This is a genomic window from Rhodoferax sp. EU05-FHT12H12 (genome assembly GCF_058791215.1).
Genome location: NZ_JBYTDI010000002.1, coordinates 364,010 through 390,078, shown reverse-complemented (window position 1 = coordinate 390,078; position 26,069 = coordinate 364,010). Strand labels below are relative to the sequence as shown.

The window sequence follows — 26,069 nt, the reverse complement described above, 5'->3', positions numbered from 1 at the left end:
TTCTATCTTTCAATGGGGTCGTTTTTGCTATTCATGCAATTTGAGGGGTGCCGCAAGTTGCGCGTGCAAGGCACCGCTGCCAGAGCCGATGGCATCCGCAATGTGCGGTACGTCTCCATGCAGCTTGAGCGCGCGGTTGCCGGCCATGGCCCGCAGTGCGACGTAGAACACGGGTGTCAGGAAGAGACCAAACGCCGTCACGCCAATCATTCCGGAGAACACGGCCACGCCCATGGCAGAGCGCATCTCCGCACCCGCACCGGTGGACAGCACCAGGGGCAGCACGCCCATCACAAACGCCAACGAGGTCATCAGGATTGGGCGCAGGCGCAAGCGGCTGGCTTCAATCGCAGCCTGCAGCGGCGTACGGCCGGCAAATTCCAGCTCGCGTGCAAACTCCACGATCAGGATCGCGTTCTTCGCCGATAAGCCCACAAGCACCATCAATCCGATCTGCGTAAAGACGTTGTTCTCGCCACCGGATATCCACACGCCGGTCATGGCCGCCAGCAGGCCCATGGGCACGATCAGGATGATGGCGATCGGCAGCGTCAGGCTTTCGTACTGCGCGGCCAGCACCAGAAAGACCAGCAGAATCGCCAGCGGGAACACTAGCACGGCCGAATTGCCCGCCAGAATTTCCTGGTAGGTCAGTTCGGTCCATTCAAAACTAATGCCCTTGGGCAGAGTCTCGGCAGCGATGCGTTCAATGGCGGCTTGTGCCTGGCCCGATGAATAGCCGGGGGCCGGGCCACCACTCACGTCTGCGGACAAGTAGCCGTTGTAGCGCATCGCACGCTCGGGGCCGAAACTGGATTGCACCTTCATCAAGGCCGACAGTGGCACCATCTCACCGGTAGTGGAGCGGACCTTGAGCAGGCCCACGTCTTCGGCACGTGCGCGATAGGCCGCATCGGCTTGCACCCGCACGCTGTAGGTGCGGCCAAACTTGTTGAAGTCGTTGGCGTACAGGCTGCCCAGGTAGATCTGCATGGTGTCAAAAATATCGGTCACCGGCACATTGAGTTGGCGTGCCTTGGCGCGGTCGATATCGGCATACAGCTGCGGCACGTTGACCTGCCAGCTCGTGAAGGCGCCGGCCAGTTCGGGGGCCTGGTAGACCTTGCCCATGAAGGCCTTCACGGCCGCGTCCATGGCGTCGTAGCCCAGCGATGCCCGGTCTTCCAGTTGCAGCTTGAAGCCGCCCGTCGTGCCCAGACCTTCCACGGGTGGCGGCGGGAACATCACGATGAAGGCGTCCTGAATGCCGCCGAATGCCTGATTCAACTGACCGGCGACGGCGCCGCCACTCTGGTCCTTGTGCGTGCGTTCTGCAAACGGCTTGAGCGTGGCAAACACGATGCCGGAGTTGGAGCTGTTGGTGAAGCCGTTGATCGACAGGCCGGGGAAGGCGATGGCGTCTTCCACGTTGGGGTTCTTCTTCATGATGTCACCCATGCGCTGAATCACGTCTTCGGTGCGGTCCAGCGTGGCACCGTCGGGCAGTTGCGCAAAGCCGATCAAGTACTGCTTGTCCTGCGAGGGCACAAAGCCGCCCGGCACCAGTTGGAAAATGCCGACCGTGGCAGCGGCCAGCACCAGGTACACGACCAACATGGCCGTCTTGCGCGAGATGGCCGTTTTGACACCACTGCTGTAGCGCTTGGCGCCACGGCTGAACAGGCGGTTGAAAGCGGAGAAGAAGCGGCCAAACACCTTGTCCATGCCGCGTGTCAACGCATCCTTGGGCGCATCATGGCCTTTGAGCAGCAAGGCTGCCAGCGCGGGCGACAGCGTCAGCGAATTGATGGCCGAAATCACGGTGGAGATCGCAATCGTCACCGCAAACTGGCGGTAGAACTGCCCGGTCAGGCCGCTGATAAAGGCCAGGGGAACAAACACGGCGACCAGCACCAGTGCAATCGCGATGATGGGGCCCGACACCTCGCGCATGGCGCGGTAGGTGGCTTCACGCGGGCTCAGGCCGTCACCGATGTTGCGCTCGACGTTTTCGACCACCACGATGGCATCGTCAACCACGATCCCGATGGCAAGCACCAGACCGAACAGGCTCAGCGCGTTAATGGAAAAGCCGAGCATGTCCAGCACGGCAAACGTGCCCACCACCGAGACCGGCACGGCCAGCAGCGGAATGATGGAGGCGCGCCAGGTCTGCAAAAACAGGATGACGACCAGCACCACCAGCACAATCGCTTCCAGCAGGGTGTGGATCACCGAGCTGATGGAGGCGCGCACGAATTGCGTCGGGTCATAGGCAATGCGGTACTCCACACCTTCGGGCATGCTCTTGGACAGCTCATCCATGGCCTGGCGCACGCCATCGGAGATTTCCAGCGAGTTGGAACCCGGTGCCTGGAACACGCCCATGCCGACCGCCTGCTTGTTGTTCAGCAGCGAACGCAGCGCGTAGTCGGCAGCACCCAGTTCCAGCCGCGCAATATCACGCAGCCGGGTGATGGCACCGTCGGCACCGGTCTTGACGATGATGTCGCCAAACTCTTCCTCGTTCTGCAAACGGCCTTGTGCGTTGATGGAGAGCTGCATGTCCACACCCGCCAAACCCGGCGATGCGCCAACCACACCGGCTGCAGCTTGTACGTTCTGCCCACGGATGGCGGCCACCACATCGCTGGCGGAGAGGCCGCGCTGCGCGACCTTTTGCGGATCCAGCCAGACGCGCATCGAGTAGTCACCGCCACCGAAGACCTGCACCTGCCCCACGCCTTGAATGCGGGCCAGGCGGTCTTTGACATTCAGCACCGCGTAGTTGCGCAGATAGTTGATGTCGTAACGGTCATTGGGCGACACCAGGTGCACCACCATCGTGATGTTGGGCGAGCTCTTCACGGTACTCACCCCCAGACGGCGCACCTCTTCAGGCAGGCGCGGCTCGGCCTGCGAGACGCGGTTTTGCACCATCTGTTGCGCCTTGTCCGGGTCGGTGCCCAGCTTGAAGGTCACGGCCAGCGTCATCACGCCATCGGTGGTGGCCTGGCTGTTCATGTAAAGCATGCCTTCGACGCCGTTGATGGACTCTTCCAGCGGCGTGGCCACGGTTTCGGCAATCACCTTGGGATTGGCACCGGGGTACTGGGCCCGCACCACGACGGTGGGCGGTGCGACTTCCGGGTATTCGGAGATCGGCAAACCACGCAGCGCGACGAGGCCGGCGATCAGCATCAGCAGCGACAGCACGCCGGCAAAGATCGGCCGGTCAATGAAAAATTTGGACAGATTCATGGGGTTCTTCTTGTTCGCTAAAACGGGAGGTGGCAGAGCCGGATTTACTTCTGCACGAGCTGGATGGGTTTGTCGCCACCAGCGCTACCGGTCTTTGCCGTCATTTCGACCACCTCGGGTGCGACCAGCGCGCCGGGGCGGACGCGCTGCAAGCCATTCACGACAATGCGCTCGTTGACTGCCAGGCCGCTCTTGATGACGCGCAGGCCATTGACCGACGCGCCCAATGTCACTTCGCGGTAGGCGACCTTGTTGTCCGCACCGACGACCATCACGAACTTCTTGTTCTGGTCCGTGCCGACCGCGCGCTCGCTGATCAGCAGTGCCGTGGCTTTCGTGGCCTGGCCCATGCGGATGCGTGCAAACTGGCCAGGCATGAGCTGACCGTCCTTGTTGTCGAACACCGCCCGGGCGCGCACCGCACCGCTTTTGGCATCGACCTGGTTGTCCACCAACTGCAGCTTGCCGACAAACGGTGTGTCACTGCTGGCAGAGGTGCCCATCTGCACCGGAATACGGTCCAGCTTGCGGTCGCCACCGGCGTTCACGTCGCTTAATGCCTTGGCCACAACTTGTTCATCGGCATCAAAGCTCGCGTAGATGGGGCTGACAGAGACCAGCGTAGTCAGCACGGGCGCTCCCGGGCCTGCAGCCACCAAGTTGCCCACGGTCAGCTCCAGCTTGCCAACGCGGCCCGACACGGGCGCGCGGACTTGCGTGTAGTCCAGACTGAGCTGCGCCGTTTGCAGCGCGGCCAGCGCGGCGCGCACATTGGCCTCGGACTCGCGCTGGCCGTTTCCACGCTCTTCCATGTCGCGCCTGGAAATGGCCTGCTCGCTCCACAGGCGTTGCGCGCGCTCCTGTTCACCCTTGGCCTGCGCAGCCTTGGCCTGTGCGGCAGCGACCTGCGCTTCCGCGCGCTGCACGTCTAGGGCGTAGGGTGCTGGGTCAATCGTCAACAGCAGCTCGCCTTTTTTGACGAGGGCACCTTCGCGAAAGTGCACCGCCTGCAGCGTGCCAGCCACGCGGGGGCGGATATCCACGCGTTCGACGGCTTCCAGTCGGCCGGAGAACTCTTCCCAGGCGACAACCTCGCTTTGCACCACGGTGGCAACGGACACCGGCGTGGCCGGCGCTTGGGCCGCGGGTTGTGCGCTGGTACTGGTGGTGCCAAAGATGGCAGTGGCGCCGCCGGTCAGTGCCAGGACGGCGGCGGCAATGGCCAGCAGGCGGCGCTTGGGAGTGTGAAGACGAATGGCTTGCATGATGGTCAGGTCCTTGAAAAATTAGAGAGTGGTCAATGGAGTTGGGGATTTGGTGAATGGGCGAAAGAAGTCCTGGAACTGTTGTTGCAGGCCGGTGGACCAGGCGGCTTTGTTGCAGGCCTCATCGGCGCTGTGCAGATAGCTCGCGGGCCAGTGGGTCGGGCCTGACAGCACGGCCGCATGCACCAGGCGGCCGAACACCCGCAGACGATCTGCATAGGCCAGGGCTTCGTCTCGCAGTGGATCGTCCTGCGCCGTCAGCAGCAGGGTCGGCGGCAGGCTGTTGAGACGCAGCGCATTGCCGGGCGCGGCGTAGGGGTGGGCGGCGTTGTCCACACGTGCGAGGTACTGGTTCCAACCATCCGTCCAGGTGCAGCCGACCGGACCGGCATCGACACTGCGCAAGGACGCGGTCGCCATGCACGGGTCCAACATCGGCGACAACAGAATCTGCCCGGCCAATGCGGGCGCATGCCGGTCACGCGCCATCAGCGCGACCGCTGCGGCCAGATTGCCTCCCGCCTCTTCGCCAGCCACAAAAACCGGCGCATCTTTGCCGGCCAGCCGTTGTCGATTCTTGAACGCCCAGACCAGAGCCGCATAGCCGGTCTCTATGGCCTTTGGGAATGGATTAGCCGGAGCAAGGGGGTAGTCCAGCGACACCACGAACGCGCCAGACGCCGCCAGTAAGCGTGGCACGCAGCTCCCCTCTTCCAGCGATCCGGCTACAAAAGCCCCTGCGTGAAAGTGCACGACCAGCGGCGCGGGGCCCGCAGCCACCGGAGCCACCGGAGCCTGCTGGCCATAGAGGCGCACCGTCAGCAGCGGGCTGTCCGGCGGGGTCAGACCAATATTGATCTGTTTTTCGACCCAGGCCGTGCCCGTGGGGGCGGTTGCGACGGCGGGTTTTTGAAGGCTGTGCATCTTGCCAAGCCAGGAAACGGCTTCAATTTGTTGCGATGCAGCAGAATGTAGGGTGTATGGTCAGCGCAATAAATAGCATTTATGGGTAAACTTTGTTTCATGGGTGAAACAATAAAATCACCCCCACAGTGAAGCGGCAGGATTTTTATGGACAAGTTTTCAGCCATGCAGGCTTTTGTACGGGTCGTGGAAGCGGGCACTTTTACCAAGGCCGCCGACTCCATGGGAGTGCCCAAACCCTCGGTGACCCGCTTGATCCAGGACCTGGAAAGAGAGCTGGACACCAAGTTGCTCAACCGCACCACCCGCATGGTCACGGTCACTGTGGACGGCGCCGCGTATTACGAACAGGCCAGCCGTTTGCTGAGTGAGGTTCAGGAGCTCGAATCAAGCATGTCGCGCGCTAAGGCCAACCCACGCGGCAAGCTGAAGGTCGACGTGCCCTCGTCGCTGGGCCTGGCCATCATCATTCCTGCGTTGCCGGATTTTTATGTCCGCTACCCCGACATCCAGCTCGACCTGGGCGTGAGCGACCGGCCGATCGACATCATTGCCGAGAATGTAGACTGCGTGGTGCGCGGTGGCGAGATCACCGACCAGTCGCTGGTGGCTAGGCGCATCGGTGAGTTCTACATGATGACCTGCGCATCGCCTGAGTACCTGAAGCGCCACGGTACGCCGCAGCACCCGAGTGAGTTGGAGACCACGCACCAGATGATCCGGTACGCCTCACCGCGCGACGGCAAGCTGTATGCGTTCACCCTGCACAGCGAAAAGGGCTCGGTGGAGATCCATGGCAAACACAAGCTCTCGGTCAACGACTCCAACGCGGGCGTGACAGCAGCCCTTGCCGGCCTGGGCGTGCTCTACACCGCCACCTTCCTGATCCAGGACCACATCAGCAACGGCACGCTGGAGCCCCTGTTTACTGGTTGGTGCACAGAAGCAAAGCCCATCTACGTGGTCTACCCACCCAATCGCCACCTGAGCAACAAGGTGCGTGTGTTTGTGGACTGGATTGCGGAGCTGTTCGCCAAGCACGATCTGATTCAGCGCAAGAGTACCTTGCCAGAGGCGATGTGCAAGGGTTGGGGGGAGCCGAGCGTGCCCACGTTAGTGGGTGATGTTGAAAACGCAGTGGCAAGAGAAGTCTTTGAAGCGGCTGCCGATGTATAGCGCACCCACATTCAATGCAAATCAGACATCGCCGTGGCGATTTTAGAGACGCAGCAAGCGGCCCTATAGCGAGCAGCCACACAAGACGGCGACAGGCGGGCTGCAAATGGGCTACTTCTGGACTACAAACAAAAAAGGCTCACCGAAGTGAGCCTTTGCTGTCGTGGAATCCCACGTGTCTATTGGTTGCGGAGGCTAGATTTGAACTAACGACCTTTGGGTTATGAGCCCAACGAGCTACCAGGCTGCTCCACTCCGCGTCAAGACTTGAATTATAACCTATTCTGCTGCCGCTGCTGAAGAAACTTCAGAAACTTCTTCAGCACGATCCACCAATTCGACCAAGGCCATGGGCGCATTGTCACCCACGCGGAAACCCATTTTCAAAATACGGGTGTAGCCACCGGGGCGGGCCTTGAAACGGGGACCCAGCACGTCAAACAACTTGGTCACGCTGTCGCGGTCGCGCAGGCGATCAAAGGCCAAACGGCGGTTGGCCACAGTGGCTTCTTTGGCCAAAGTGATCATGGGTTCCACAACGCGGCGCAGCTCCTTAGCCTTGGGGACCGTGGTCTTAATGACTTCGTGTTCGATCAACGAGTTCATCATGTTGCGCAGCATTGCCAAGCGGTGCGAGCTTGTGCGGTTGAGTTTACGTAGTCCGTGTCCGTGACGCATGGTAATTTTCCTTCAGTTTTATTAACGGGCAGCCGGATCAGGTACTGCCCGTGGCACGGAACCCCATGGGGGTTCGATTTTGTTTAACGCTTTTCCAGGGAAGCGGGAGGCCAGCTTTCCAGCTTCATCCCCAATGTCAAACCGCGAGAGGCCAACACTTCCTTGATTTCGTTGAGCGACTTACGACCCAGATTGGGGGTCTTGAGCAACTCGTTCTCGGTACGCTGAATCAGGTCACCGATGTAATAGATGTTTTCGGCCTTCAGGCAGTTGGCGGAACGCACGGTCAATTCCAGCTCGTCCACAGGGCGCAGCAGAATCGGGTCGAACTGCGTGTTGCCGCGCGGTGCAGGAGAGTCGAACGCAGCCAACTCGCTGCCTTCCAGCTGTGCAAACACAGCTAGCTGCTCCACCAGGATCTTGGCCGATGCGCGCACCGCGTCTTCAGCAGACACGGCACCATTGGTTTCGATCTCGACGACCAGCTTGTCCAAGTCGGTACGTTGTTCAACGCGCGCACTTTCCACTGTGTAGCTCACGCGCTTCACGGGAGAGAACGATGCGTCCAAAACGATGCGACCAATGGACTTGTTGGGTTCATCGGCGTAACGGCGCATGCTGCCGGGCACATAGCCGCGGCCTTTTTCAACCTTGATCTGCATGTCCAGTTTGCCGCCATGCGACAGCGTGGCAATCACGTGCTCAGGGTTGATGATTTCAACATCATGCGGAGTCTGGATGTCTGCGGCGGTCACAACACCGTCGGAGTCCTTGCGCAAGCTCAAGGTCACTTCTTCGCGGTTGTGGAGCTTGAACACCACACCCTTGAGGTTCAGAAGAATGTTTACGACATCTTCCTGCACACCGTCGATCGAAGAGTACTCATGCAGCACACCTGCGATGGTCACTTCGGTTGCTGCAAATCCAGGCATGGAAGACAAGAGCACACGACGCAGGGCATTGCCAAGCGTATGGCCGTAGCCACGCTCAAACGGCTCCAGAGCGACTTTGGCGCGATTGACACCGGTCTGTTCAACGCTGATGGACTTGGGCTTCAGCAAACTATTTTGCATTCAAACTTCCTCTCAATACCCCCGACTCGTTACGTCAGTAAGGCTGGTGAAGCACCTACATCGCGGGACCCGCGACGTAGGAACGATTTCAACGACTCAGATGCTATTAGCGCGAATACAGTTCGACGATCAACGATTCGTTGATGTCGGCACCGAATTGGTCACGGTCGGGAACTGCCTTGAAAGTGCCTTCTGCCTTTTCGATGCTGACTTCCACCCAAGCAGGCATGCCGACTTGTTGGGCCAACTGCAGGGCTTCGACAATGCGGTTCTGCTTCTTAGACTTGTCGCGCACGGCGATCACGTCACCAGCCTTGACCATGTACGAAGGAATGTTCACGGATTGGCCGTTCACAGTCAGCGCCTTGTGGGAGACCAATTGGCGTGCTTCGGCACGTGTGGAGCCAAAGCCCATGCGGTACACCACGTTGTCCAGGCGCGATTCCAGCAGGAACATCAGGTTGGCACCGGTGTTGCCCTTGCGGCGGTCGGCTTCTGCAAAGTAGCGACGGAACTGACGCTCCAGCACACCGTACATGCGCTTGACTTTTTGCTTTTCGCGCAGTTGCAGGCCGTAGTCGGAGGTACGGGCACCCGAAGTGCGTCCGTGCTGACCTGGCTTGGAGTCGAATTTAGCCTTGTCACCAATGGAGCGACGTGCGCTCTTCAGGAACAGGTCCGTGCCTTCGCGGCGGGAGAGTTTGGCCTTGGGGCCGAGATAGCGTGCCACTTGAACTTCCTTTTATGTCATCTGCCGCATACAAATGCGGGAGCCGTCAACGGAAGTTGACGGCGGTGGGCTTGTTGATAAATTAAATGCGGCGGCGCTTTTGAGGGCGGCAACCGTTGTGCGGCACGGGAGTCACATCAGCAATCATGTTGATGCGAATACCCAGTGCTGCCAAGGCGCGAACCGAGGATTCGCGACCAGGACCGGGGCCCTTGATCTCGACGTCGAGGTTCTTGATACCTTGCTCCAAGGCGGCTCGTCCAGCCACTTCGGATGCTACCTGGGCAGCAAACGGTGTGGATTTACGCGAACCTTTGAAACCTTGACCACCGGAAGAAGCCCAGGACAAAGCATTTCCTTGGCGATCAGTGATGGTAATGATGGTGTTGTTAAACGACGCATGCACGTGTGCGATACCGTCCGCAACGTTCTTGCGAACCTTCTTGCGAACACGCTGTGCAGCGCTATTGGAGGGAGCTTTTGCCATGTTGGTTTATCCCAATTACTTCTTCAAGGACGCAGCAGCCTTACGCGGGCCTTTGCGGGTACGTGCGTTCGTGCGAGTGCGTTGCCCACGCATGGGCAAGCCACGACGATGGCGGAAGCCGCGGTAGCAACCAATATCCATCAAACGCTTGATGTTCATGGTTGTTTCACGACGCAAATCACCCTCAATTGTAAACTGAGCGATTTGGTCGCGAATTTTCTCCAAGTCCCCATCAGTCAAGTCTTTGACTTTCTTGGAGTAAGCAATGCCGCAAGCTTCGCAAATTTTGCGTGCGCGGGTGCGACCGATACCAAAAATAGCTGTCAAGCCAATTTCGGAATGCTGATGCGGCGGAATGTTGATGCCAGCGATACGTGCCATTTTCGTCCTCTAAAACTCTTGCAATTAACCCTGACGCTGCTTGTGACGTGGATCTGTACAGATCACACGCACAACGCCCTTGCGACGGATAATTTTGCAGTTACGGCAAATTTTCTTGACCGAAGCCGAAACTTTCATATTTCTCTCCTAAAACTCTTCGCCCCGTTCCGACTTTGAATCGCGCGGAACATGCGCTGTTACTTTCGTTCTAAACACAATGTGCACACGATAGAAATCGTGCGACTTGATCTATCTTCAAGAAGCCTTGAAGTTCGCCTTTTTTAGCAGTGACTCATATTGCTGCGACATCATGTAGTTCTGAACTTGAGCCATGAAATCCATGGTTACCACCACAATGATCAATAGCGAAGTGCCACCGAAGTAGAACGGAACGTTGTACTTCAAGATCAAAAACTCGGGCAACAGACATACAAAGGTGATGTAAATCGCACCAGCCAATGTCAGGCGGAGCAGTATTTTATCGATGTATTTGGCTGTCTGATCACCAGGCCGAATTCCCGGGATGAACGCGCCGCTCTTTTTCAAGTTATCGGCGGTCTCACGGCTGTTAAAAACCAAGGCCGTGTAGAAAAAACAGAAAAATACAATCGCCGCCGCGTACAACATCACATAGACCGGCTGACCTGGACTCAGCGTGCTGGAGATATCTTTCAGCCAGCGCATGGAGTCTCCGGCACTGAACCAATTTGCAATGGTCGCAGGCAACAAGATGATCGACGAAGCAAAGATCGGAGGAATCACGCCCGCCATATTGAGCTTCAAGGGCAGATGGGACGACTGTCCACCATAGACCTTGTTGCCCACCTGGCGACGCGCATAGTTCACCAAGATCTTACGTTGACCACGCTCAACAAACACTACGAAGTAGGTAACCAACGCCACTAAAGCAACGATCAACAACGCCACGATGATGCTCATCGAACCGGTGCGAACCAACTCCAGCAAACCACCCACAGCATTAGGCAGACCTGCAGCAATACCGCCGAAGATCAGAATCGAAATTCCGTTGCCCAACCCGCGCTCGGTAATCTGCTCGCCCAACCACATCAAAAACATGGTACCGGCGGTCAAGGTTACAACTGTCGTCATCCGAAAGCCGAAGCCAGGGGCAATAACCAAGCCAGCAGAAGCCTCTAGCGCCATGGCAATACCTAAGGATTGGAACAATGCCAAGCCAAGCGTTCCATAGCGGGTGTACTGCGTAATCTTACGACGGCCTGCTTCGCCTTCTTTCTTCAGTTGCTCAAACGCCGGCAAGACGTATGTCAACAATTGCATCACGATGGAGGCCGAAATGTACGGCATGATCCCCAGCGCAAAAATCGTAAAGCGAGAAAGCGCACCACCAGAGAACATATTGAACAAGCTCAATATGCCGCCTTGCTGACCCTTGAACAGCTGCTGGAGCTGCGCAGGATCAATGCCAGGCACAGGAATGTGTGCGCCCAGGCGGTAAACCACCAGAGCGAGCAGCAAAAAGACAAGTCGACGACGCAAGTCGCCGAACTTACCTGTTTTTGCTGTGTGAGCCGCGTTTGTTGCCACTTGCTAACTTTCGCCTAAGCAAACTTACGCAACGCTTCCGCCAGCTGCTTCAATCGCAGCTTTGGCACCAGCGGTTGCACCAATACCATTAAGCTTGACAGCCTTGGCAATCGCGCCGGTATTGATGACCTTCACGACCTTGGCCAATTGACCTACGAGACCTGCTTGCTTAAGCGACAACAGATCCACTTCAGCCGCGCCCAGCGCTTCCAGAGCCGTCAAGGTGATTTCTGCATTGAACTGCAGCAAGTGCGACTTGAAGCCACGCTTGGGCAAACGACGATGCATAGGCATCTGACCGCCTTCAAAGCCAACCTTGTGGTAGCCGCCCGAACGGGACTTTTGACCTTTGTGACCACGGCCGGCGGTTTTACCCAGACCGGAACCGATACCACGGCCGACGCGACGCTTCGCGTGCTTTGCACCCTCTGCGGGCTTGATGTTATTGAGTTCCATCATCAACCTTTAGAGCACTTTGACCAGGTAGCTGATCTTGTTGATCATTCCGCGCACAGCCGGTGTGTCTTGCAACTCACTGGTACTGTTGAGCTTGCGCAGACCCAAACCACGCACAGTTGCGCGGTGGGATTCTTTTGTGCCAATTGGGCTACGCACCAATTGGATCTTCACAGTTTGTTGTGTTGTCATTTTGAATTCCTCGATTAGGCGAAGATTTCTTCAACAGTCTTGCCGCGTTTGGCTGCAACTTCCGACGGTGTTGTAGACACAGACAGGGCATCCAAAGTGGCACGAACCATGTTGTAGGGGTTGGAAGAACCATGGCTCTTGGCCACGATGTCAGTAATACCAACCACTTCAAACACTGCGCGCATAGGACCGCCAGCGATGATGCCGGTACCCTTGGGGGCTGGCGCCATCATGACACTGGCCGCGCCGTGGTGGCCCATCACTTTGTGGTGAATGGTGCCGTTTTTCAAGGAGACCTTGAGCATGTTGCGACGGGCTTCTTCCATAGCCTTCTGCACTGCTGCAGGGACTTCTTTGGATTTGCCTTTACCCATACCAATGCGACCATCGCCATCACCCACCACGGTCAAAGCAGCGAAACCGAGAATACGGCCGCCCTTTACCACTTTGGTGACGCGATTGATCGCGATCATCTTCTCGCGCAGACCGTCCTCAGGACCCTCGGCCTTACCTTGCATTTTTGCTTGAACTTTAGCCATCTTTATTTCCGATCTGCTTAGAACTGCAAGCCAGCTTCACGCGCGGCATCTGCCAACGCCTTGACGCGACCATGGTAGGCGAATCCGGAGCGATCGAACGCGACCTTCTCCACACCCACTGCCTTGGCTTTTTCAGCCACGCGCTTGCCAATGATCTGGGCTGCGGCGACGTTGCCGCCCTTGCCTGCTGCACCCAGGGACTTGCGCACTTCTGCTTCTGCAGTGGATGCACTTGCCAGCACCTTGCCGCCGTCGCCAGAGATAACGCTGGCGTAGATGTGCAGATTGGTGCGTGTCACTGTCAAACGTGCCGCGCCTTGCGTTGCAATGCGGATACGGGTTTGACGGGCTCTGCGAAGACGCTGCTCTTTTTTGGTCAACATGTTGCAGCTCCTTATTTCTTCTTGGTTTCTTTGATCGTGATCTTCTCATCCGCATAGCGGATGCCCTTGCCCTTGTAAGGCTCAGGAGGACGAATCGCACGAATCTCGGCTGCAATCTGGCCAACACGTTGGCGATCAGCACCCTTGATCAAGATTTCGGTGGGCGTGGGGGTAGCCACGGTGATACCAACAGGCATATCCAGGTTGACTGGGTGGGAATACCCCACAGCCAAGTTCAACTTGTTGCCGGACGCTTGTGCTTTGTAACCCACACCAATCAGGGTCAGCTTGCGCTCAAAACCCTTGGTCACACCAACCACCATGTTGTTGACCAACTGGCGGAAAGTACCGGTCATTGCGTCAGCTTCACGGGATTCATTGGCGGGCTGGAAGCTGAGCTTGCCAGCGTCATTAGCGATTTTCACCAGGCTGTTTTGAGCCAACTGCAGAGAGCCGCCAGTACCCTTCACGCTGATTTGATCAGCCTTGATGGACACCTCGACACCCGCAGGGATGGTGACAGGAAGTTTGCCTACACGGGACATTGTTTATTACTCCTCAATGTAGTGTTAAGCGACGTAGCACAGCACTTCGCCACCGACACCGGAGGCACGCGCTTTGCGATCAGTCATAACACCCTTGGGGGTGGTCACGATAGCGACACCGAGTCCATTTTGGACTTGCGGAATTGCTTCGCTACCACGGTACACGCGCAGGCCGGGACGGCTTACACGCTCAATACGTTCGATCACTGGGCGACCGGCGTAATATTTCAGGGCGATTTCGAGTTCAGCCTTTCCACCTTCGGTAGAAACTTTGAAGCCGTCAATGTAGCCTTCGTCTTTCAACACTTGGGCAATGGCAATCTTCACTTTGGAAGAAGGCACCGAGACAGTCGTCTTGGCAACCATTTGTGCATTGCGAATGCGTGTCAACAGGTCGGCGATGGGATCACTCATACTCATGTTCAGTTCTCCTATCGCTTACCAGCTGGCCTTGACAATGCCGGGAATCTCACCGGCAAAAGCCATTTCACGGATCTTCGCACGAGCCAGACCGAAGTGCTGGAACGTTCCACGGGGACGACCCGTAATGGAGCAGCGGTTACGCTGGCGTGTGGGGTTTGCGTTGCGGGGCAACTTTTGCAGACCCAAACGGGCTGCTGCGCGCTCTTCGTCAGAACGCTTTGCATCACCTGCGACAGCCTTCAGTTCCGCGTATTTCTTCGCGTACTTGGCAGCCAGCTGATCACGCTTCAGCTCGCGCTGGATTAAAGCCATTTTTGCCATAGGTGACCTCAGTTCTTGAACGGAAAGCGGAAACCAGCGAGCAGCGCCTTGCACTCTTCGTCGGTCTTGGCCGTTGTGGTGATACTGATATTGAGGCCGCGCAAGGCATCAACCTTGTCGTATTCAATTTCAGGAAAAATGATCTGCTCTTTGACGCCGATGTTGTAGTTACCACGACCATCGAACGCACGACCAGAAATACCACGGAAGTCGCGAACACGGGGCAAAGCCACCGTCACGAAACGATCCAGGAATTCATACATCTGAACGCCACGCAAAGTCACCATGCAGCCAATAGCCTGGTTTTCGCGGATTTTGAAACCAGCGATAGCTTTCTTGGACTTGGTCACCACAGGCTTTTGGCCTGCAATTTTGGTCAGGTCGCTGACAGCGTTATCCATAACCTTCTTGTCGGCAACCGCTTCGCTCACACCCATGTTCAGAGTGATCTTGGTCAAACGGGGCACTTGCATGGGCGAGGTGTAGCCAAACTTGGCTGTCAGCTCAGCTGCCACTTTTTCGCGGTAGTGTTGTTGGAGACGTGCCATGGTTATGCCACCTTGATTTCTTCGCCGCTGGATTTGTAAACGCGAACACGCTTACCATCCGCCAGCACCTTGATACCAACACGGTCAGCCTTGCCAGTCGCAGCATTGAAGATTGCCACGTTGGATTGGTGAATGGGCATGGTCTTTTCAACGATGCCGCCGGTTGTGCCCTTCATGGGATTTGGCTTGGTGTGTTTTTTCACCAAGTTAATACCATCAACGACCACGTGAGAGTCGTCTTTGCGCAAGGAGATCACTCCGCGCTTACCCTTATCGCGACCTGCGATAACGATGACTTCGTCGCCTTTGCGAATCTTGTTCATGGCGGGTCCTTACAAAACTTCAGGAGCCAGGGACACGATCTTCATGAACTTTTCAGTGCGCAGTTCGCGGGTCACTGGTCCAAAGATGCGGGTGCCGATAGGCTCCAACTTGGCGTTGAGCAACACTGCAGCGTTGCCGTCGAATTTCACCAAAGAACCGTCGCCACGGCGGATGCCCTTGGCAGTACGAACCACCACAGCACTGTAAACCTCGCCTTTTTTGACGCGGCCACGGGGAGCGGCTTCTTTGATGCTAACTTTGATGATGTCGCCAACACTTGCATAGCGACGCTTAGAACCACCCAGCACCTTGATGCACAGGACGGACTTAGCGCCGGTGTTGTCAGCGACTTCCAATCGAGATTCAGTTTGGATCATTTCAATATTCCCAACTTGCACCAGAAGATTGCACTTGCCACTACGGCAAAAACAACCAACCAGTCAGTCTTGGGCCCGCTGTCTGCAGCACAAACCACTCATGCTGCATTCATTTGGGCAGAACCTTCATACTTTTTCAAGCGAAGCCCACGATTGTGCCTGCTCTTCTTCCGGTCGTCAACACCTTTTTACTCAAGAAAGTAAATATTGTTGTCCCAACGCCCTGAATTCCTCCACCTGGGGCGGCAATCCAGTCTCCTCCAGCAGGATTTCTCCCACACGCGGAGCCAAACCCAAGGCCAAAGCGGCATCCAGAAATAAAAGCCGCGACCGGCGGGCAAGTACATCCTCAACCGTCAGTGCATATTCGTGGCGCGCGGCAAACCGCACCATACCCTCGGTCAGGCCAGGCGCCAGCACGTTCCCTGCGCCCGGCATCTGCGCCACCAGATTCTGCTCATCACCATAACTTGGCAAGCCCGGTGGCAAGCAGATGGACTGCGCCGCAGGGCCGCCCTGCATGGCCCCCACCAGCTTGAGATGCACCGTCGCGCCGCCCGGACGCCGAGGCAGCAGCTGCTTTTCTGCGCACTTTTCAAGCACATCCTCAGCCATGGCCCGGTAAGTGGTCCATTTGCCACCAGTCACCGTAACCAGCCCACTGCGACTGACCAACACTGTGTGCTCCCGGCTGATACCCTTGGTGCTGTTGCCATCGTCATCCTGAGGTTTCACCAGCGGCCGCAGGCCCACCCAAATGCTTTTGACATCAGCACGCGTAGGAGACCGCCGCAGGTAACGGGCGGATTCGGTCAGGATGAACTCGATTTCCTCTTCAAAAGCCAAAGGCTCGCGCGCGAGGTCGTCGCGCGGCGTATCCGTGGTCCCCAAAATCACCTTGCCCAGCCACGGCACGGCAAACAACACCCGGCCATCAGCCGTTTTGGGCACCATGAGAGCCGTATCACCGCCCAGGAACTCCCGGTCCACAACAATGTGAACACCCTGGCTCGGAGCCACCATCGGTTTGGTGGGTTTGCGGCCGTCCCCGGCATTGGCTGCACCATCTTTTTGCCGCAACGCATCCACCCACACGCCCGTGGCATTGACCACGCAGCGCGCTTTTACGGAATATTGCCGGCCAGTCAGGGTGTCTTCGCAGAGGACACCCTGCACCTTGTTATCTATATAGATGAGGTCCGCCGCCCGACAGTAATTGACCAACAGCGCCCCTTTGGTAGCCGCGGTACGGGCCAGGGCCAAGGCGAGGCGGGCGTCATTGAATTGCCCATCCCAGTACTTCACCCCGCCCTTGAGCCCTTGGACTCGGGCCGTAGGCAGCAACTTCAAGGTGGCATCTCGCCCGAGAAACTGGGTTTTCCCCAGACCGGCCTTGCCCGCCAAGGCGTCATACGCGAGCAAGCCGGCCCCATAAAACGGGGTTTCCCACCATTGGTAAGACGGCATCACAAAAGGGAGCGGCTGCGCCAGGTGGGGTGCGTTATTCAAGAGCGTGGTTCGCTCATGCAGCGCTTCGCGTACCAGGGAAATATTGCCCTGTGCCAGGTAGCGTACCCCGCCGTGCACCAATTTGGTGGCGCGTGATGAGGTGCCTTTGGCAAAGTCATGCGACTCCACCAGCACCACACTGAACCCGCGTGCGGCGGCATCCAAGGCGACGCCCAAGCCAGTCGCGCCGCCGCCGACGACCGCTATGTCGTACGTATTGTCTTGCGCCAAGCGGGCGATCAGGTCTTCACGCTGGGTGGGGAGGGCGCGCACATCAATGGCCATATGTCTTTTCTAAATGCGCGGCGGTCGAGCGCACCGCTCGCCCCCGCTGAGAGAACCTTGTGAAGAGCTGCCACATAGAAAGTTCCTGTGCGGCAGCTCTTTCACGATTCGCGAATCAGCGAACCTTACCGTTTTTCCATGCGTTCAACAAAGTGTCGTAAGCAATGGTTTCACCCTTGGGCTTTTCGTTGGCGAGCTTCTTCCACGGCGCACCCTTGTCGCTCAGCCACTTGTCGGGGCTGCTCTTGGCATTGAGCTTGGGCGGGCAAACTGCCATACCAGCACGCTCCAGGCGCCCCATCACGTTGTCCATTTCTTCGGCCAAGTTGTCCATAGCAGCTTGCGGGGTTTTCTCACCCGTCACCGCCACGGCCACATTCTTCCACCACAGCTGAGCCAGCTTAGGGTAGTCAGGCACGTTGGTACCTGTAGGGGTCCATGCCACGCGCGCTGGGCTGCGGTAGAACTCCACCAGACCGCCCAGCTTGGGTGCCATGTCCGTCATCGCCTTGGACTGGATGTCGGACTCGCGAATAGGCGTCAAGCCCACGATGGTCTTCTTCAGCGAAGTTGTCTTGGCCGTCACAAACTGCGCGTACAACCAAGCGGCTGCCACCTTGTTCGCATCGTGGTCCTTGAAGAAGGTCCAGGAGCCTACGTCCTGGTAGCCGTTCTGCATGCCTTGCTTCCAGTACGGGCCATTGGGGCCAGGGGCCATGCGCCACTTGGGCGTGCCATCGGCATTCACCACGGGCAAACCGGGCTTGATCATGTCTGCGGTGAAAGCGGTGTACCAGAAGATCTGCTGGGCGATCTGGCCCTGTGCAGGAACGGGTCCGGCTTCGCCAAAGGTCATGCCAATGGCCTCTTTCGGCGAGTACTTCTTCATCCAGTCGATGTACTTGGTGAGCGCGTACACAGCGGCAGGCGAGTTGGTAGCACCACCACGAGACACCGATGCCCCCTGGGGCGTACAGCCATCGGCAGATGCGCGGATACCCCACTCATCGACAGGACGGCCATTGGGAATGCCTACGTCTGCCGTACCGGCCATGGACAACCAGGCATCCGTGAAACGCCAGCCCAGGGAAGGATCTTTCTTGCCGTAATCCATGTGTCCATAAATTGGCTTGCCGTCGATGGTCTTCACGTCTTCGCTGAAGAAGGCGGCGATATCCTCGTAGGCGCTCCAGTTCAAGGGCACGCCCAGGTCGTAACCGTACTTGGCTTTGAACTTGGCTTTCAGTTCGGGTTTTTCAAACAAATCGGCACGGAACCAGTACAGGTTGGCGAACTGTTGGTCAGGCAACTGGTACAACTTCTTGTCGGGACCGGACGTGAAGCTGGTACCGATGAAATCCTTGATATCCAGGCCAGGATTGGTCCACTCTTTGCCAGAGCCCGCCATGTAATCGGTCAGATTCATGATCTTGCCGTAGCGGTAGTGGGTACCGATCAGGTCGGAATCCGTGATCCAGCCGTCGTAAATGGACTTGCCAGATTGCATGGAAGTCTGCAGCTTCTCAACCACATCACCTTCGCCGATCAGGTCGTGCTTGACCTTGATGCCGGTAATTTCTTCAAAGGCCTTAGCCAATGTCTTGGACTCGTATTCATGGGTCGTAATCGTCTCGGACACCACCGAAATTTCCTTCACGCCCTTGCCTTGCAGTTTTTGGGCGGCGTCAATAAACCATTTCATCTCGGCGGTTTGTTGTGCCTTGCTCAAGGTGGAAGGCTGAAACTCGCTGTCAATCCACTTCTTGGCCGACGCCTCATCGGCCCACCCTTGTGTTCCCACGGCGCAAGCCATGGCAACAGCCAGTACGGAATATTTCAATTTCATTGTCAATCTCCTCGGTCTAATAAGCCCCTGTTTGAACACATGGTGCGGCCCCAGGGGAGATAGGCCGAACCTTTCGACATGCCCTCAACCCTTGCGCATCACCAGTCCCAGCAGAGCCATGGACAGCACAAAACTGATCCAGATCGAGGGCTCGGATTCCAGGCCCATCCACTCGACCAAACGACCACTGATGCCCACAAACGCCAGGTTCACATAGGCCGCACTCAACAGCCCCACAAACAGTCGATCTCCGCGGGTGGTCTCCATGGGAAGAAAACCCTTGCGTGACAGGGTGGGCGATTTGATCTCCCACACGGTCATACCCACCAGCATCAGTGCAATGCAGCAGAAAAATACGGCCACCGGTGTGGTCCACGCCATCCAATCAAACATCGTGCGCTCCTCTCAAACACGGCCCATCGCGAAACCCTTCGCGATGTAGTTGCGAACAAACCAGATGACGATGGCACCCGGCACGATGGTCAACACCCCCGCCGCGGCCAGCGTCGCCCAATCCATGCCCGAGGCAGACACCGTGCGGGTCATGGTGGCGGCAATCGGCTTGGCATTCACACTGGTCAGTGTGCGGGCCAGCAAGAGCTCCACCCAGCTGAACATGAAGCAGAAGAACGCTGCCACGCCCACACCGGCCTTGATCAGCGGGATGTAGATGCGGATGAAGAAGCGCGGGAACGAGTAGCCGTCGATGTAAGCGGTCTCATCGATCTCGCGCGGAATTCCGCTCATGAAACCTTCCAGAATCCACACCGCCAGCGGCACGTTGAACAACAGGTGCACCAGCGCTACGGCAATGTGCGTGTCCATCAACCCGACCGAGGTGTAAAGCTGGAAAAACGGCAGCAGAAACACTGCGGGCGGCGTCATGCGGTTGGTCAGCAGCCAGAAGAACACATGCTTGTCGCCCAGAAAGCTGTAGCGCGAAAACGCATAGGCTGCGGGCAGGGCCACCGTCAGGGAGATGACCGTGTTGATGCCCACATAGATCAGGCTGTTGATGTAGCCCGAGTACCAGGCCGGGTCGGTCAGGATGGTCTTGTAGTTGTCCCACGTGAAGTGGTCCGGGAACAACGTGAAGCCCGCAAGAATTTCGTTGTTCGTCTTGAACGACATGTTGACCATCCAGTAGATGGGCAACAGCGCAAACACGATGTACGCCAGCATGAACAGCGAGCGCTTCTGGAATTTTGGCTTAGTCATGGCCACCCTCCTTGGCCTGGGTGCCGACGCGCTGCATCCAGTTGTACAAAATAAAGCACATCAACAAAATGATCAGGAAATAGATTAGCGAGAACGCAGCGGCGGGCCCCAGGTCAAACTGGCCCACGGCCTTTTGCGTAAGGAACTGCGACAGGAAGGTGGTGGAATTGCCCGGGCCGCCACCGGTGAGCACAAAGGGCTCGGTGTAGATCATGAAACTGTCCATGAAGCGCAGCAGCACCGCGATCATCAACACCCCCCGCATCTTGGGCAACTGCACATAACGGAACACATCGAGCTTGCTGGCGCCGTCAATGCTGGCGGCTTGGTAGTAGGCGTCGGGAATCGAGCGCAAACCGGCATAACCCAACAGCGCCACCAGCGGCGTCCAGTGCCACACATCCATCAGAAGCACGGTGAGCCAAGCGTGGGCCGCATTGCCGGTGTAGCTGTATTCAATGCCCAGGCCTTGCAAGGCAGCGCCCATGAGGCCAATGTCAGTGCGTCCAAAAATCTGCCAGATGGTGCCCACCACGTTCCATGGGATCAGCAGCGAGAGCGACACGATCACCAACGCGGCCGATGACTTCCAGCCCTGTGCGGGCATGGACAGCGCCAACAAAATACCCAAGGGCAGCTCTACGGCCAGCACGGCAAACGAGTAAGTGATCTGGCGTAACAGCGCGCCATGCAACTCTTCGTCGCGCATGATGGCGGCAAACCATTCGGTGCCCACAAACACGCGACGCTCGGGCGAAATGATGTCCTGGACCGAGTAGTTCACCACCACCATGAGCGGCAGGATGGCGGAGAACGCCACGCACAGCAGCACAGGCAGAATCAAAAACCAGGCCTTCTGGTTGACCGGTTTGGTCGTCGTACTCATGCCACGATCTCCTCGTTTTGGTAGAAGCAGGTGTGTTCGCCCACCACCTGCAGCCATACGTTGTCACCCACGGCAAGCTGCGCGGCATCGGCTGCCAGGCGCGCCTTGATGGTGTGTCCTTCGCGGGCCGCACTGACAATCACATGTGTCCCCACGTCCTGCACCTGGGTCACGGTCATGGGCAAGGCCCCTTCGGCCTGCGCAGCAGCCAGACTCACGTACTCCGGGCGCACGCCCAGCTTGAACTCCCCATTGGCCAAGGGCCGGGAGCGCGGCAATGCCACCACGGCACCGGCGGTATGAAAGTCACCATCGGCATTGCGCCCTGGCAGAAAGTTCATACCCGGAGAGCCAATGAAGTGGCCCACAAAGGTATGGCTGGGGCGTTCGAACAAATCGGCCGCCGAACCCACCTGCACGGCACGGCCACGCGTCATCACCACCACCTGCTCGGCAAAGGTCAGCGCCTCCACCTGGTCGTGGGTCACGTAGATCAGTGTGAGTTTGAGCTCATGGTGAATCTGCTTGAGCTTGCGGCGCAGTTGCCACTTCAGGTGCGGGTCGATCACGGTGAGCGGCTCATCAAACAGCACGGCCGACACATCAGGGCGCACCAGGCCGCGGCCCAACGAGATCTTTTGCTTGGCATCCGCTGCCAGCCCCGCGGCGCGCTGGTTGAGCTGGCCACTCATCTCCAGCATCTCCGCAATCACGCCCACGCGCTTCTTGATCTGATCGGCCGGCATCTTGCGGTTGCGCAGGGGAAAGGCCAGGTTTTCAGCCACCGTCATGGTGTCGTAGATCACCGGAAACTGGAACACCTGCGCGATGTTGCGTTGCTGCGGTGTAGCGTGGGTCACGTCTTTTCCGTCAAAGCGCACCACGCCCTGCGAAGGGGTAACCAAGCCCGACATGATGTTGAGCAAGGTGGTCTTGCCGCAGCCCGAGGGGCCCAGCAAGGCGTAGGCGCCACCGTCTTCAAAGGTCATTTTGAGCGGCAGCAGTGCGTAGTCGCTGTCCTGCTGCGGGTTGGCCCGGTAGGCATGGGCCAGGTCAAGTTCTATGCGTGCCATATCAGCGTCCTTTGCCGCGCACGGGGGCCAGCAGCAACATGCCCTGCGCGTCGAACACGTAGACCTGCGCAGGGTTGAAGAAGAAAGTGCAAGGCTGCCCCAGGTCAAAGTGATGCACACCGGTCAGCTGCGCCACCAGCTCCCCCAGCGGCGTCTCAAAGTGCACAAAGGTGTCGGTGCCCGAGATTTCGGCCAGCTCCACCGTGCCCACCAGCGTGACATCCCCTTCCTGGGCGCGCACGCGCAGCGCACTGGCGCGCATGCCAACCGTCAGGGAGGCCGACTTGGTCGGTGGCAAAGCCAGCGGCAACAAAGGTCCCTGGGCCATTTGCACACCCATAGGGGCCACACTGGCGGCCAACAGGTTCATGGGCGGGTCGCTGAAGGCGCGCGCCACCCGAATGGACTGGGGGGCGTGGAACACCTCGGCCGTGGGGCCGTACTGCAGCAGTTCGCCCGCATCCAGCACCGCGGTGTAGCCCCCCAGCAGCAGGGCTTCGCCAGGTTCGGTCGTTGCGTAGATCACCGTAGAGTCACCGGCAGCAAACAGGGCCGTCAGCTCATCGCGCAACTCCTCGCGCAGCTTGTAATCCAGGTTCACCAGGGGTTCGTCCAGCAACATCAGCGGCGCCCCCTTGGCCAGCGCACGGGCCAGGGCCACGCGCTGCTGCTGGCCGCCCGACAGCTCGGCCGGGTAACGGTCCAGAAACATCTCGATGTGCAGCTTGGCGGCCAGTTCGTGCACGCGCTGCTCGACATTCTTTTCTCCGCGCAGCTTCAGCGGTGAGGCAATGTTGTCGCGCACCTTCAGCGAGGGGTAGTTGATGAACTGCTGGTAGACCATGGCCACGTTGCGCGCACGCACCGGCACCCCGGTGACATCCACACCGTCCACCCGCACTTGGCCGGCAGTGGGTGTGTCCAGCCCCGCCATGACACGCATCAGGCTGGTCTTGCCAGCTTGGGTGGCGCCCAACAGCACGGTCACCGCGCCACTGCGCGGCGCCAGGCTCATGTCGTACAGCCAGGTTTGCGGCCCTACTTTTTTGCTGATGCCTTCCAAAGTCAACTGCATCACGCCACCTTTTCTTGTTGCATTAAGAACCCAGATGAATTTTCGAATTCGAGAATTATTGTTCGTTTCGATTCGTTTTATCTCGGTACTAACCCTATAAATATTCCTTTTGATTCGTTTTACAGTCTGGCCGTCCCGGCGATTCGGGGTACAAACACACCATGCAACCCAATCCCCGACAACTCACCCTGCTCTCCGTCGTCCAGGCGCAAGGCTCCGTCACCGTGGAGCAGCTGGCTGAAACTTTGGGCGTAACCCTGCAGACCGTGCGGCGCGATGTGCAGCGCCTGGCCGACGAGGGCCTGCTGGCGCGCTTTCACGGGGGTGTGCGCGTGCCCAGCTCTACCACCGAGAACATTGCCCACCAGCAGCGCGAGAGCCTGAATGCCGACGGCAAGTCCCGCATTGCACGCGCTGTGGCCGCGGCCGTGCCCAATGACTGCTCGCTGATCCTCAACATCGGCACCACCACCGAGGCCATTGCCCGTGCCCTGCTGCACCACAGCGGCCTGCGCGTGATCACCAACAACCTGAACGTGGCCAGCATCCTGAGCACCAATCCGAAGTGCGAAGTCATCGTGGTGGGCGGCGTGGTGCGCGGGCGCGACCAGGGCATCGTGGGCGAAGCGGCGGTGGACTTCATTCGCCAGTTCAAGGTGGACTTGGCGCTGATCGGCATCTCCGGCATCGAGGCCGATGGCACGCTGCGTGACTACGACTACCGCGAGGTGAAGGTGGCGCAAACCATCATCTCGCATGCGCGCGAAGTCTGGCTGGCAGCCGACATCAGCAAGTTCAACCGCCCGGCCATGGTGGAAGTGGCCACGCTGTCGCAGATCGACCGGCTGTTCACCGACGCACCACCACCCGAACCCTTTGCCGCCCTGCTGACCGACGCCCAGGTACGCCTGGATGTGGCCCTTCCCTGATTAATTGAAGTCCTGATTGCCATGACCTACATCCTCGCCCTCGACCAAGGTACCTCCAGCTCCCGCAGCATCGTGTTCGACCCCAGCGGCCGCACAGTGGCCATGGCGCAGAAAGAGCTCACCCAGATTTACCCCCGGCCCGGCTGGGTGGAGCACGACGCGCTGGAGATCTGGCGCATCCAGCTGGCCACGGCGCGTGAGGCGCTGGCCAAGGCCGGCATCAGCGCAGCGCAGGTCAAGGCCGTAGGCATTACCAACCAGCGCGAGACCACGGTGGTGTGGAGCCGCTTGACCGGCCAACCCATCCACCACGCCATCGTCTGGCAAGACCGCCGTGCCGAACCCACCTGTGTGGAGCTGCGCACGCGGGGCCTGGCCGACACCATCCGCGACAAAACCGGCCTGCTGGTGGATGCCTACTTCTCGGGCACCAAGCTCAAATGGATATTGGACAACGTCCCCGGCGCGCGCGCGCAGGCGGCCAACGGCGAGCTGGCCTTTGGCACCATTGACAGCTGGCTGATCTGGCAGCTGACCGAGGGCCGCGTGCATGTGACAGACGTGAGCAATGCCTCGCGCACCATGCTCTTCAATGTGCACACCAACCAGTGGGACGAAGACCTGCTGGCCGCGCTGGACATTCCCGCCAGCCTGATGCCGTCGGTACAACCCTCGGCCTCGCTGTTTGGCGAGGTGGCGCCCGCGCTGCTGGGCCATGCGATTCCGATTGGCGGCGTGGCCGGCGACCAGCAAAGCGCGCTGTTTGGCCAGGCCTGTTTCAAGGCCGGTATGGTGAAGAACACCTACGGCACAGGCTGCTTCATGCTCATGCACACCGGCCACAACTTCCAGACCTCCGAGAATGGCCTCATCACCACCAGCGCGGCACAAATAGCCCCCACGCTTGTCGCTTCGCGTACTGCGCTGCCCCCCGAGGGGGCGCGGTCTGGCTTGGGGCGGCCCGGCGCTGCGACCCTCCACGGCGCACCCGAATTTGCCCTGGAAGGCAGCGTGTTTGTGGGCGGCGCCGTGGTGCAGTGGCTGCGCGACGGTCTGCACGCCATCCAGGGCAGCGGCGAGGTGCAAAGCCTGGCGCAAAGCGTGCCCGATTCGGGCGGCGTGATCGTGGTGCCAGCCTTCACCGGATTGGGCGCCCCCTATTGGAAGCCTGATGCACGTGGCTCCATTACAGGCCTGACCCGCGGCTCCACCCTTGCCCACATTGCGCGGGCCGCGCTCGAAAGCATCGCATTCCAAAGTGCTGCACTACTGCAAGCCATGAGCCGCGATGCGGTGAGCGCGGGCGGTGCCCAGGTGTCCGAGCTGCGGGTGGACGGCGGCGCCTGCGTGAACGACTTGCTGATGCAGTTCCAGGCCGACCTGCTGGGCATTCCCGTGGTACGCCCCGCCGTGACCGAGACCACCGCCCTGGGCGCTGCCTACCTGGCCGGTCTGACCACCGGCGTGTACGGCAGCACCAGCGAGCTGACCGACCTGTGGAAGGCCGAGCGCCGCTTCCTGCCCACCCTGCCCCCGGCACGCGCCAGGGAGCTGATGGACCGCTGGGAGCACGCGGTGCGCCAGACCACGCTGGAGTAA

General features: G+C 58.8%; 30 protein-coding genes and 1 tRNA gene. 3 read left to right on the top strand and 28 right to left on the bottom strand.

The features are described 5' to 3' along the window. Window positions 1–27: 27 nt before the first annotated feature. The 3 genes from AC3WS7_RS06645 to AC3WS7_RS06635 are packed head-to-tail and all read right to left on the bottom strand — an operon-like array spanning window position 28 to window position 5,450. The gene (locus AC3WS7_RS06645) at window positions 28–3,261 is read right to left on the bottom strand and encodes an efflux RND transporter permease subunit (protein ID WP_492655801.1); all 3,234 of its coding nucleotides are present in this window, start codon (window positions 3,259–3,261) and stop codon (window positions 28–30) included. Between the two features lie 44 nt (window positions 3,262–3,305). Then, window positions 3,306–4,526 carry an efflux RND transporter periplasmic adaptor subunit gene (locus AC3WS7_RS06640; RefSeq protein WP_492655800.1) on the bottom strand — a complete coding sequence of 407 codons (1,221 nt, stop codon included), beginning with the start codon at window positions 4,524–4,526 and terminating at the stop codon, window positions 3,306–3,308. A gap of 21 nt (window positions 4,527–4,547) precedes the next feature. Continuing rightward, window positions 4,548–5,450 (bottom strand): alpha/beta hydrolase, encoded by a 903-nt coding sequence (locus AC3WS7_RS06635; RefSeq protein ID WP_492655799.1) that lies wholly within the window; start codon window positions 5,448–5,450, stop codon window positions 4,548–4,550. A gap of 147 nt (window positions 5,451–5,597) precedes the next feature. Here AC3WS7_RS06635 and AC3WS7_RS06630 point away from each other — a divergent pair, with 147 nt between their 5' ends. Then, on the top strand, window positions 5,598–6,626 hold the full coding sequence (locus AC3WS7_RS06630; RefSeq protein ID WP_296467847.1) for a LysR family transcriptional regulator: 1,029 nt from the start codon (window positions 5,598–5,600) through the stop codon (window positions 6,624–6,626). A 183-nt stretch (window positions 6,627–6,809) separates the two neighbouring features. Here the strand turns inward: AC3WS7_RS06630 and AC3WS7_RS06625 are convergent. The 25 genes from AC3WS7_RS06625 to AC3WS7_RS06505 form a co-directional block, all read right to left on the bottom strand. Beyond that, window positions 6,810–6,886, bottom strand: a tRNA-Met gene (locus AC3WS7_RS06625). A gap of 19 nt (window positions 6,887–6,905) precedes the next feature. Beyond that, window positions 6,906–7,304: a 50S ribosomal protein L17 gene (gene rplQ / locus AC3WS7_RS06620; protein WP_296467848.1), complete on the bottom strand. Its 399-nt coding sequence runs from the start codon at window positions 7,302–7,304 to the stop codon at window positions 6,906–6,908. Window positions 7,305–7,387: 83 nt separating this feature from the next. Continuing rightward, window positions 7,388–8,377, bottom strand: coding sequence for a DNA-directed RNA polymerase subunit alpha (locus AC3WS7_RS06615; RefSeq protein WP_296467851.1), 990 nt, complete (start codon window positions 8,375–8,377; stop codon window positions 7,388–7,390). Window positions 8,378–8,483: 106 nt separating this feature from the next. Next, on the bottom strand, window positions 8,484–9,107 hold the full coding sequence (gene rpsD, locus AC3WS7_RS06610; RefSeq protein ID WP_296467853.1) for a 30S ribosomal protein S4: 624 nt from the start codon (window positions 9,105–9,107) through the stop codon (window positions 8,484–8,486). An 82-nt stretch (window positions 9,108–9,189) separates the two neighbouring features. Next, entirely contained in the window at window positions 9,190–9,594 is a 405-nt protein-coding gene (gene rpsK / locus AC3WS7_RS06605; RefSeq protein WP_094481697.1) for a 30S ribosomal protein S11, read from the bottom strand. Window positions 9,595–9,609: 15 nt separating this feature from the next. Beyond that, window positions 9,610–9,975 (bottom strand): 30S ribosomal protein S13, encoded by a 366-nt coding sequence (gene rpsM, locus AC3WS7_RS06600; RefSeq protein ID WP_105259338.1) that lies wholly within the window; start codon window positions 9,973–9,975, stop codon window positions 9,610–9,612. Between the two features lie 24 nt (window positions 9,976–9,999). Beyond that, a complete protein-coding gene (gene rpmJ / locus AC3WS7_RS06595; protein WP_012348927.1) occupies window positions 10,000–10,113 on the bottom strand; it encodes a 50S ribosomal protein L36 in 114 nt (37 codons plus the stop codon). Window positions 10,114–10,230: 117 nt separating this feature from the next. Beyond that, window positions 10,231–11,541, bottom strand: coding sequence for a preprotein translocase subunit SecY (secY, locus tag AC3WS7_RS06590; RefSeq protein ID WP_492655798.1), 1,311 nt, complete (start codon window positions 11,539–11,541; stop codon window positions 10,231–10,233). Window positions 11,542–11,565: 24 nt separating this feature from the next. Next, window positions 11,566–11,997, bottom strand: a complete 432-nt coding sequence (gene rplO, locus AC3WS7_RS06585; RefSeq protein ID WP_296467993.1) for a 50S ribosomal protein L15 — start codon at window positions 11,995–11,997, stop codon at window positions 11,566–11,568. A gap of 9 nt (window positions 11,998–12,006) precedes the next feature. Next, window positions 12,007–12,189 (bottom strand): 50S ribosomal protein L30, encoded by a 183-nt coding sequence (rpmD, locus tag AC3WS7_RS06580; RefSeq protein WP_105259340.1) that lies wholly within the window; start codon window positions 12,187–12,189, stop codon window positions 12,007–12,009. A 14-nt stretch (window positions 12,190–12,203) separates the two neighbouring features. Further along, entirely contained in the window at window positions 12,204–12,728 is a 525-nt protein-coding gene (gene rpsE / locus AC3WS7_RS06575) for a 30S ribosomal protein S5 (RefSeq protein WP_296467858.1), read from the bottom strand. Window positions 12,729–12,745: 17 nt separating this feature from the next. Beyond that, window positions 12,746–13,111 carry a 50S ribosomal protein L18 gene (rplR, locus tag AC3WS7_RS06570; protein WP_492655797.1) on the bottom strand — a complete coding sequence of 122 codons (366 nt, stop codon included), beginning with the start codon at window positions 13,109–13,111 and terminating at the stop codon, window positions 12,746–12,748. An 11-nt stretch (window positions 13,112–13,122) separates the two neighbouring features. Next, the gene (gene rplF / locus AC3WS7_RS06565; protein WP_296467863.1) at window positions 13,123–13,656 is read right to left on the bottom strand and encodes a 50S ribosomal protein L6; all 534 of its coding nucleotides are present in this window, start codon (window positions 13,654–13,656) and stop codon (window positions 13,123–13,125) included. Between the two features lie 24 nt (window positions 13,657–13,680). Next, window positions 13,681–14,076 carry a 30S ribosomal protein S8 gene (gene rpsH / locus AC3WS7_RS06560; RefSeq protein WP_105259343.1) on the bottom strand — a complete coding sequence of 132 codons (396 nt, stop codon included), beginning with the start codon at window positions 14,074–14,076 and terminating at the stop codon, window positions 13,681–13,683. Between the two features lie 18 nt (window positions 14,077–14,094). Beyond that, entirely contained in the window at window positions 14,095–14,400 is a 306-nt protein-coding gene (gene rpsN, locus AC3WS7_RS06555; RefSeq protein ID WP_296467865.1) for a 30S ribosomal protein S14, read from the bottom strand. A gap of 8 nt (window positions 14,401–14,408) precedes the next feature. Beyond that, on the bottom strand, window positions 14,409–14,948 hold the full coding sequence (gene rplE / locus AC3WS7_RS06550) for a 50S ribosomal protein L5 (protein ID WP_296467867.1): 540 nt from the start codon (window positions 14,946–14,948) through the stop codon (window positions 14,409–14,411). Window positions 14,949–14,950: 2 nt separating this feature from the next. After that, a complete protein-coding gene (gene rplX / locus AC3WS7_RS06545) occupies window positions 14,951–15,271 on the bottom strand; it encodes a 50S ribosomal protein L24 (protein WP_105259346.1) in 321 nt (106 codons plus the stop codon). Window positions 15,272–15,280: 9 nt separating this feature from the next. Beyond that, window positions 15,281–15,649, bottom strand: coding sequence for a 50S ribosomal protein L14 (gene rplN, locus AC3WS7_RS06540; protein ID WP_007861702.1), 369 nt, complete (start codon window positions 15,647–15,649; stop codon window positions 15,281–15,283). Window positions 15,650–15,841: 192 nt separating this feature from the next. Beyond that, window positions 15,842–17,443: a glycerol-3-phosphate dehydrogenase/oxidase gene (locus tag AC3WS7_RS06535; protein ID WP_296467870.1), complete on the bottom strand. Its 1,602-nt coding sequence runs from the start codon at window positions 17,441–17,443 to the stop codon at window positions 15,842–15,844. A 115-nt stretch (window positions 17,444–17,558) separates the two neighbouring features. Next, window positions 17,559–19,289 (bottom strand): ABC transporter substrate-binding protein, encoded by a 1,731-nt coding sequence (locus AC3WS7_RS06530; RefSeq protein WP_296467872.1) that lies wholly within the window; start codon window positions 19,287–19,289, stop codon window positions 17,559–17,561. Between the two features lie 84 nt (window positions 19,290–19,373). Then, on the bottom strand, window positions 19,374–19,682 hold the full coding sequence (locus AC3WS7_RS06525; protein ID WP_296467874.1) for a DUF2160 domain-containing protein: 309 nt from the start codon (window positions 19,680–19,682) through the stop codon (window positions 19,374–19,376). A gap of 12 nt (window positions 19,683–19,694) precedes the next feature. Then, complete coding sequence (locus tag AC3WS7_RS06520; protein ID WP_296467876.1) at window positions 19,695–20,507, bottom strand: carbohydrate ABC transporter permease; 813 nt, start codon at window positions 20,505–20,507, stop codon at window positions 19,695–19,697. Continuing rightward, on the bottom strand, window positions 20,500–21,393 hold the full coding sequence (locus AC3WS7_RS06515) for a carbohydrate ABC transporter permease (RefSeq protein ID WP_296467878.1): 894 nt from the start codon (window positions 21,391–21,393) through the stop codon (window positions 20,500–20,502). Before AC3WS7_RS06515 ends, AC3WS7_RS06520 begins: the two co-directional genes overlap by 8 nt. Further along, entirely contained in the window at window positions 21,390–22,466 is a 1,077-nt protein-coding gene (locus tag AC3WS7_RS06510; protein WP_492655796.1) for an ABC transporter ATP-binding protein, read from the bottom strand. The genes AC3WS7_RS06515 and AC3WS7_RS06510 overlap by 4 nt, the downstream gene beginning before the upstream one ends. Window position 22,467: 1 nt before the next feature. Next, window positions 22,468–23,541 carry an ABC transporter ATP-binding protein gene (locus AC3WS7_RS06505; RefSeq protein WP_296467882.1) on the bottom strand — a complete coding sequence of 358 codons (1,074 nt, stop codon included), beginning with the start codon at window positions 23,539–23,541 and terminating at the stop codon, window positions 22,468–22,470. Window positions 23,542–23,702: 161 nt separating this feature from the next. On the opposite strand from AC3WS7_RS06505, the gene AC3WS7_RS06500 reads away from it, so the two are divergent. Continuing rightward, window positions 23,703–24,470, top strand: a complete 768-nt coding sequence (locus AC3WS7_RS06500) for a DeoR/GlpR family DNA-binding transcription regulator (protein WP_296467884.1) — start codon at window positions 23,703–23,705, stop codon at window positions 24,468–24,470. Between the two features lie 21 nt (window positions 24,471–24,491). Then, entirely contained in the window at window positions 24,492–26,069 is a 1,578-nt protein-coding gene (gene glpK / locus AC3WS7_RS06495; RefSeq protein ID WP_492655795.1) for a glycerol kinase GlpK, read from the top strand.

Coding starts and splice junctions, on each gene's coding strand:
- AC3WS7_RS06645 (WP_492655801.1), bottom strand. CDS start 3,261: ATGAATCTGTCCAAATTTTTCATTGACCGGCCGATCTTTGCCGGCGTG.
- AC3WS7_RS06640 (WP_492655800.1), bottom strand. CDS start 4,526: ATGCAAGCCATTCGTCTTCACACTCCCAAGCGCCGCCTGCTGGCCATT.
- AC3WS7_RS06635 (WP_492655799.1), bottom strand. CDS start 5,450: ATGCACAGCCTTCAAAAACCCGCCGTCGCAACCGCCCCCACGGGCACG.
- AC3WS7_RS06630 (WP_296467847.1), top strand. CDS start 5,598: ATGGACAAGTTTTCAGCCATGCAGGCTTTTGTACGGGTCGTGGAAGCG.
- rplQ (WP_296467848.1), bottom strand. CDS start 7,304: ATGCGTCACGGACACGGACTACGTAAACTCAACCGCACAAGCTCGCAC.
- AC3WS7_RS06615 (WP_296467851.1), bottom strand. CDS start 8,377: ATGCAAAATAGTTTGCTGAAGCCCAAGTCCATCAGCGTTGAACAGACC.
- rpsK (WP_094481697.1), bottom strand. CDS start 9,594: ATGGCAAAAGCTCCCTCCAATAGCGCTGCACAGCGTGTTCGCAAGAAG.
- rpsM (WP_105259338.1), bottom strand. CDS start 9,975: ATGGCACGTATCGCTGGCATCAACATTCCGCCGCATCAGCATTCCGAA.
- rpmJ (WP_012348927.1), bottom strand. CDS start 10,113: ATGAAAGTTTCGGCTTCGGTCAAGAAAATTTGCCGTAACTGCAAAATT.
- rplO (WP_296467993.1), bottom strand. CDS start 11,997: ATGGAACTCAATAACATCAAGCCCGCAGAGGGTGCAAAGCACGCGAAG.
- rpmD (WP_105259340.1), bottom strand. CDS start 12,189: ATGACAACACAACAAACTGTGAAGATCCAATTGGTGCGTAGCCCAATT.
- rpsE (WP_296467858.1), bottom strand. CDS start 12,728: ATGGCTAAAGTTCAAGCAAAAATGCAAGGTAAGGCCGAGGGTCCTGAG.
- rplR (WP_492655797.1), bottom strand. CDS start 13,111: ATGTTGACCAAAAAAGAGCAGCGTCTTCGCAGAGCCCGTCAAACCCGT.
- rplF (WP_296467863.1), bottom strand. CDS start 13,656: ATGTCCCGTGTAGGCAAACTTCCTGTCACCATCCCTGCGGGTGTCGAG.
- rpsH (WP_105259343.1), bottom strand. CDS start 14,076: ATGAGTATGAGTGATCCCATCGCCGACCTGTTGACACGCATTCGCAAT.
- rpsN (WP_296467865.1), bottom strand. CDS start 14,400: ATGGCAAAAATGGCTTTAATCCAGCGCGAGCTGAAGCGTGATCAGCTG.
- rplE (WP_296467867.1), bottom strand. CDS start 14,948: ATGGCACGTCTCCAACAACACTACCGCGAAAAAGTGGCAGCTGAGCTG.
- rplX (WP_105259346.1), bottom strand. CDS start 15,271: ATGAACAAGATTCGCAAAGGCGACGAAGTCATCGTTATCGCAGGTCGC.
- rplN (WP_007861702.1), bottom strand. CDS start 15,649: ATGATCCAAACTGAATCTCGATTGGAAGTCGCTGACAACACCGGCGCT.
- AC3WS7_RS06535 (WP_296467870.1), bottom strand. CDS start 17,443: ATGGCCATTGATGTGCGCGCCCTCCCCACCCAGCGTGAAGACCTGATC.
- AC3WS7_RS06530 (WP_296467872.1), bottom strand. CDS start 19,289: ATGAAATTGAAATATTCCGTACTGGCTGTTGCCATGGCTTGCGCCGTG.
- AC3WS7_RS06525 (WP_296467874.1), bottom strand. CDS start 19,682: ATGTTTGATTGGATGGCGTGGACCACACCGGTGGCCGTATTTTTCTGC.
- AC3WS7_RS06520 (WP_296467876.1), bottom strand. CDS start 20,507: ATGACTAAGCCAAAATTCCAGAAGCGCTCGCTGTTCATGCTGGCGTAC.
- AC3WS7_RS06515 (WP_296467878.1), bottom strand. CDS start 21,393: ATGAGTACGACGACCAAACCGGTCAACCAGAAGGCCTGGTTTTTGATT.
- AC3WS7_RS06510 (WP_492655796.1), bottom strand. CDS start 22,466: ATGGCACGCATAGAACTTGACCTGGCCCATGCCTACCGGGCCAACCCG.
- AC3WS7_RS06505 (WP_296467882.1), bottom strand. CDS start 23,541: ATGCAGTTGACTTTGGAAGGCATCAGCAAAAAAGTAGGGCCGCAAACC.
- AC3WS7_RS06500 (WP_296467884.1), top strand. CDS start 23,703: ATGCAACCCAATCCCCGACAACTCACCCTGCTCTCCGTCGTCCAGGCG.
- glpK (WP_492655795.1), top strand. CDS start 24,492: ATGACCTACATCCTCGCCCTCGACCAAGGTACCTCCAGCTCCCGCAGC.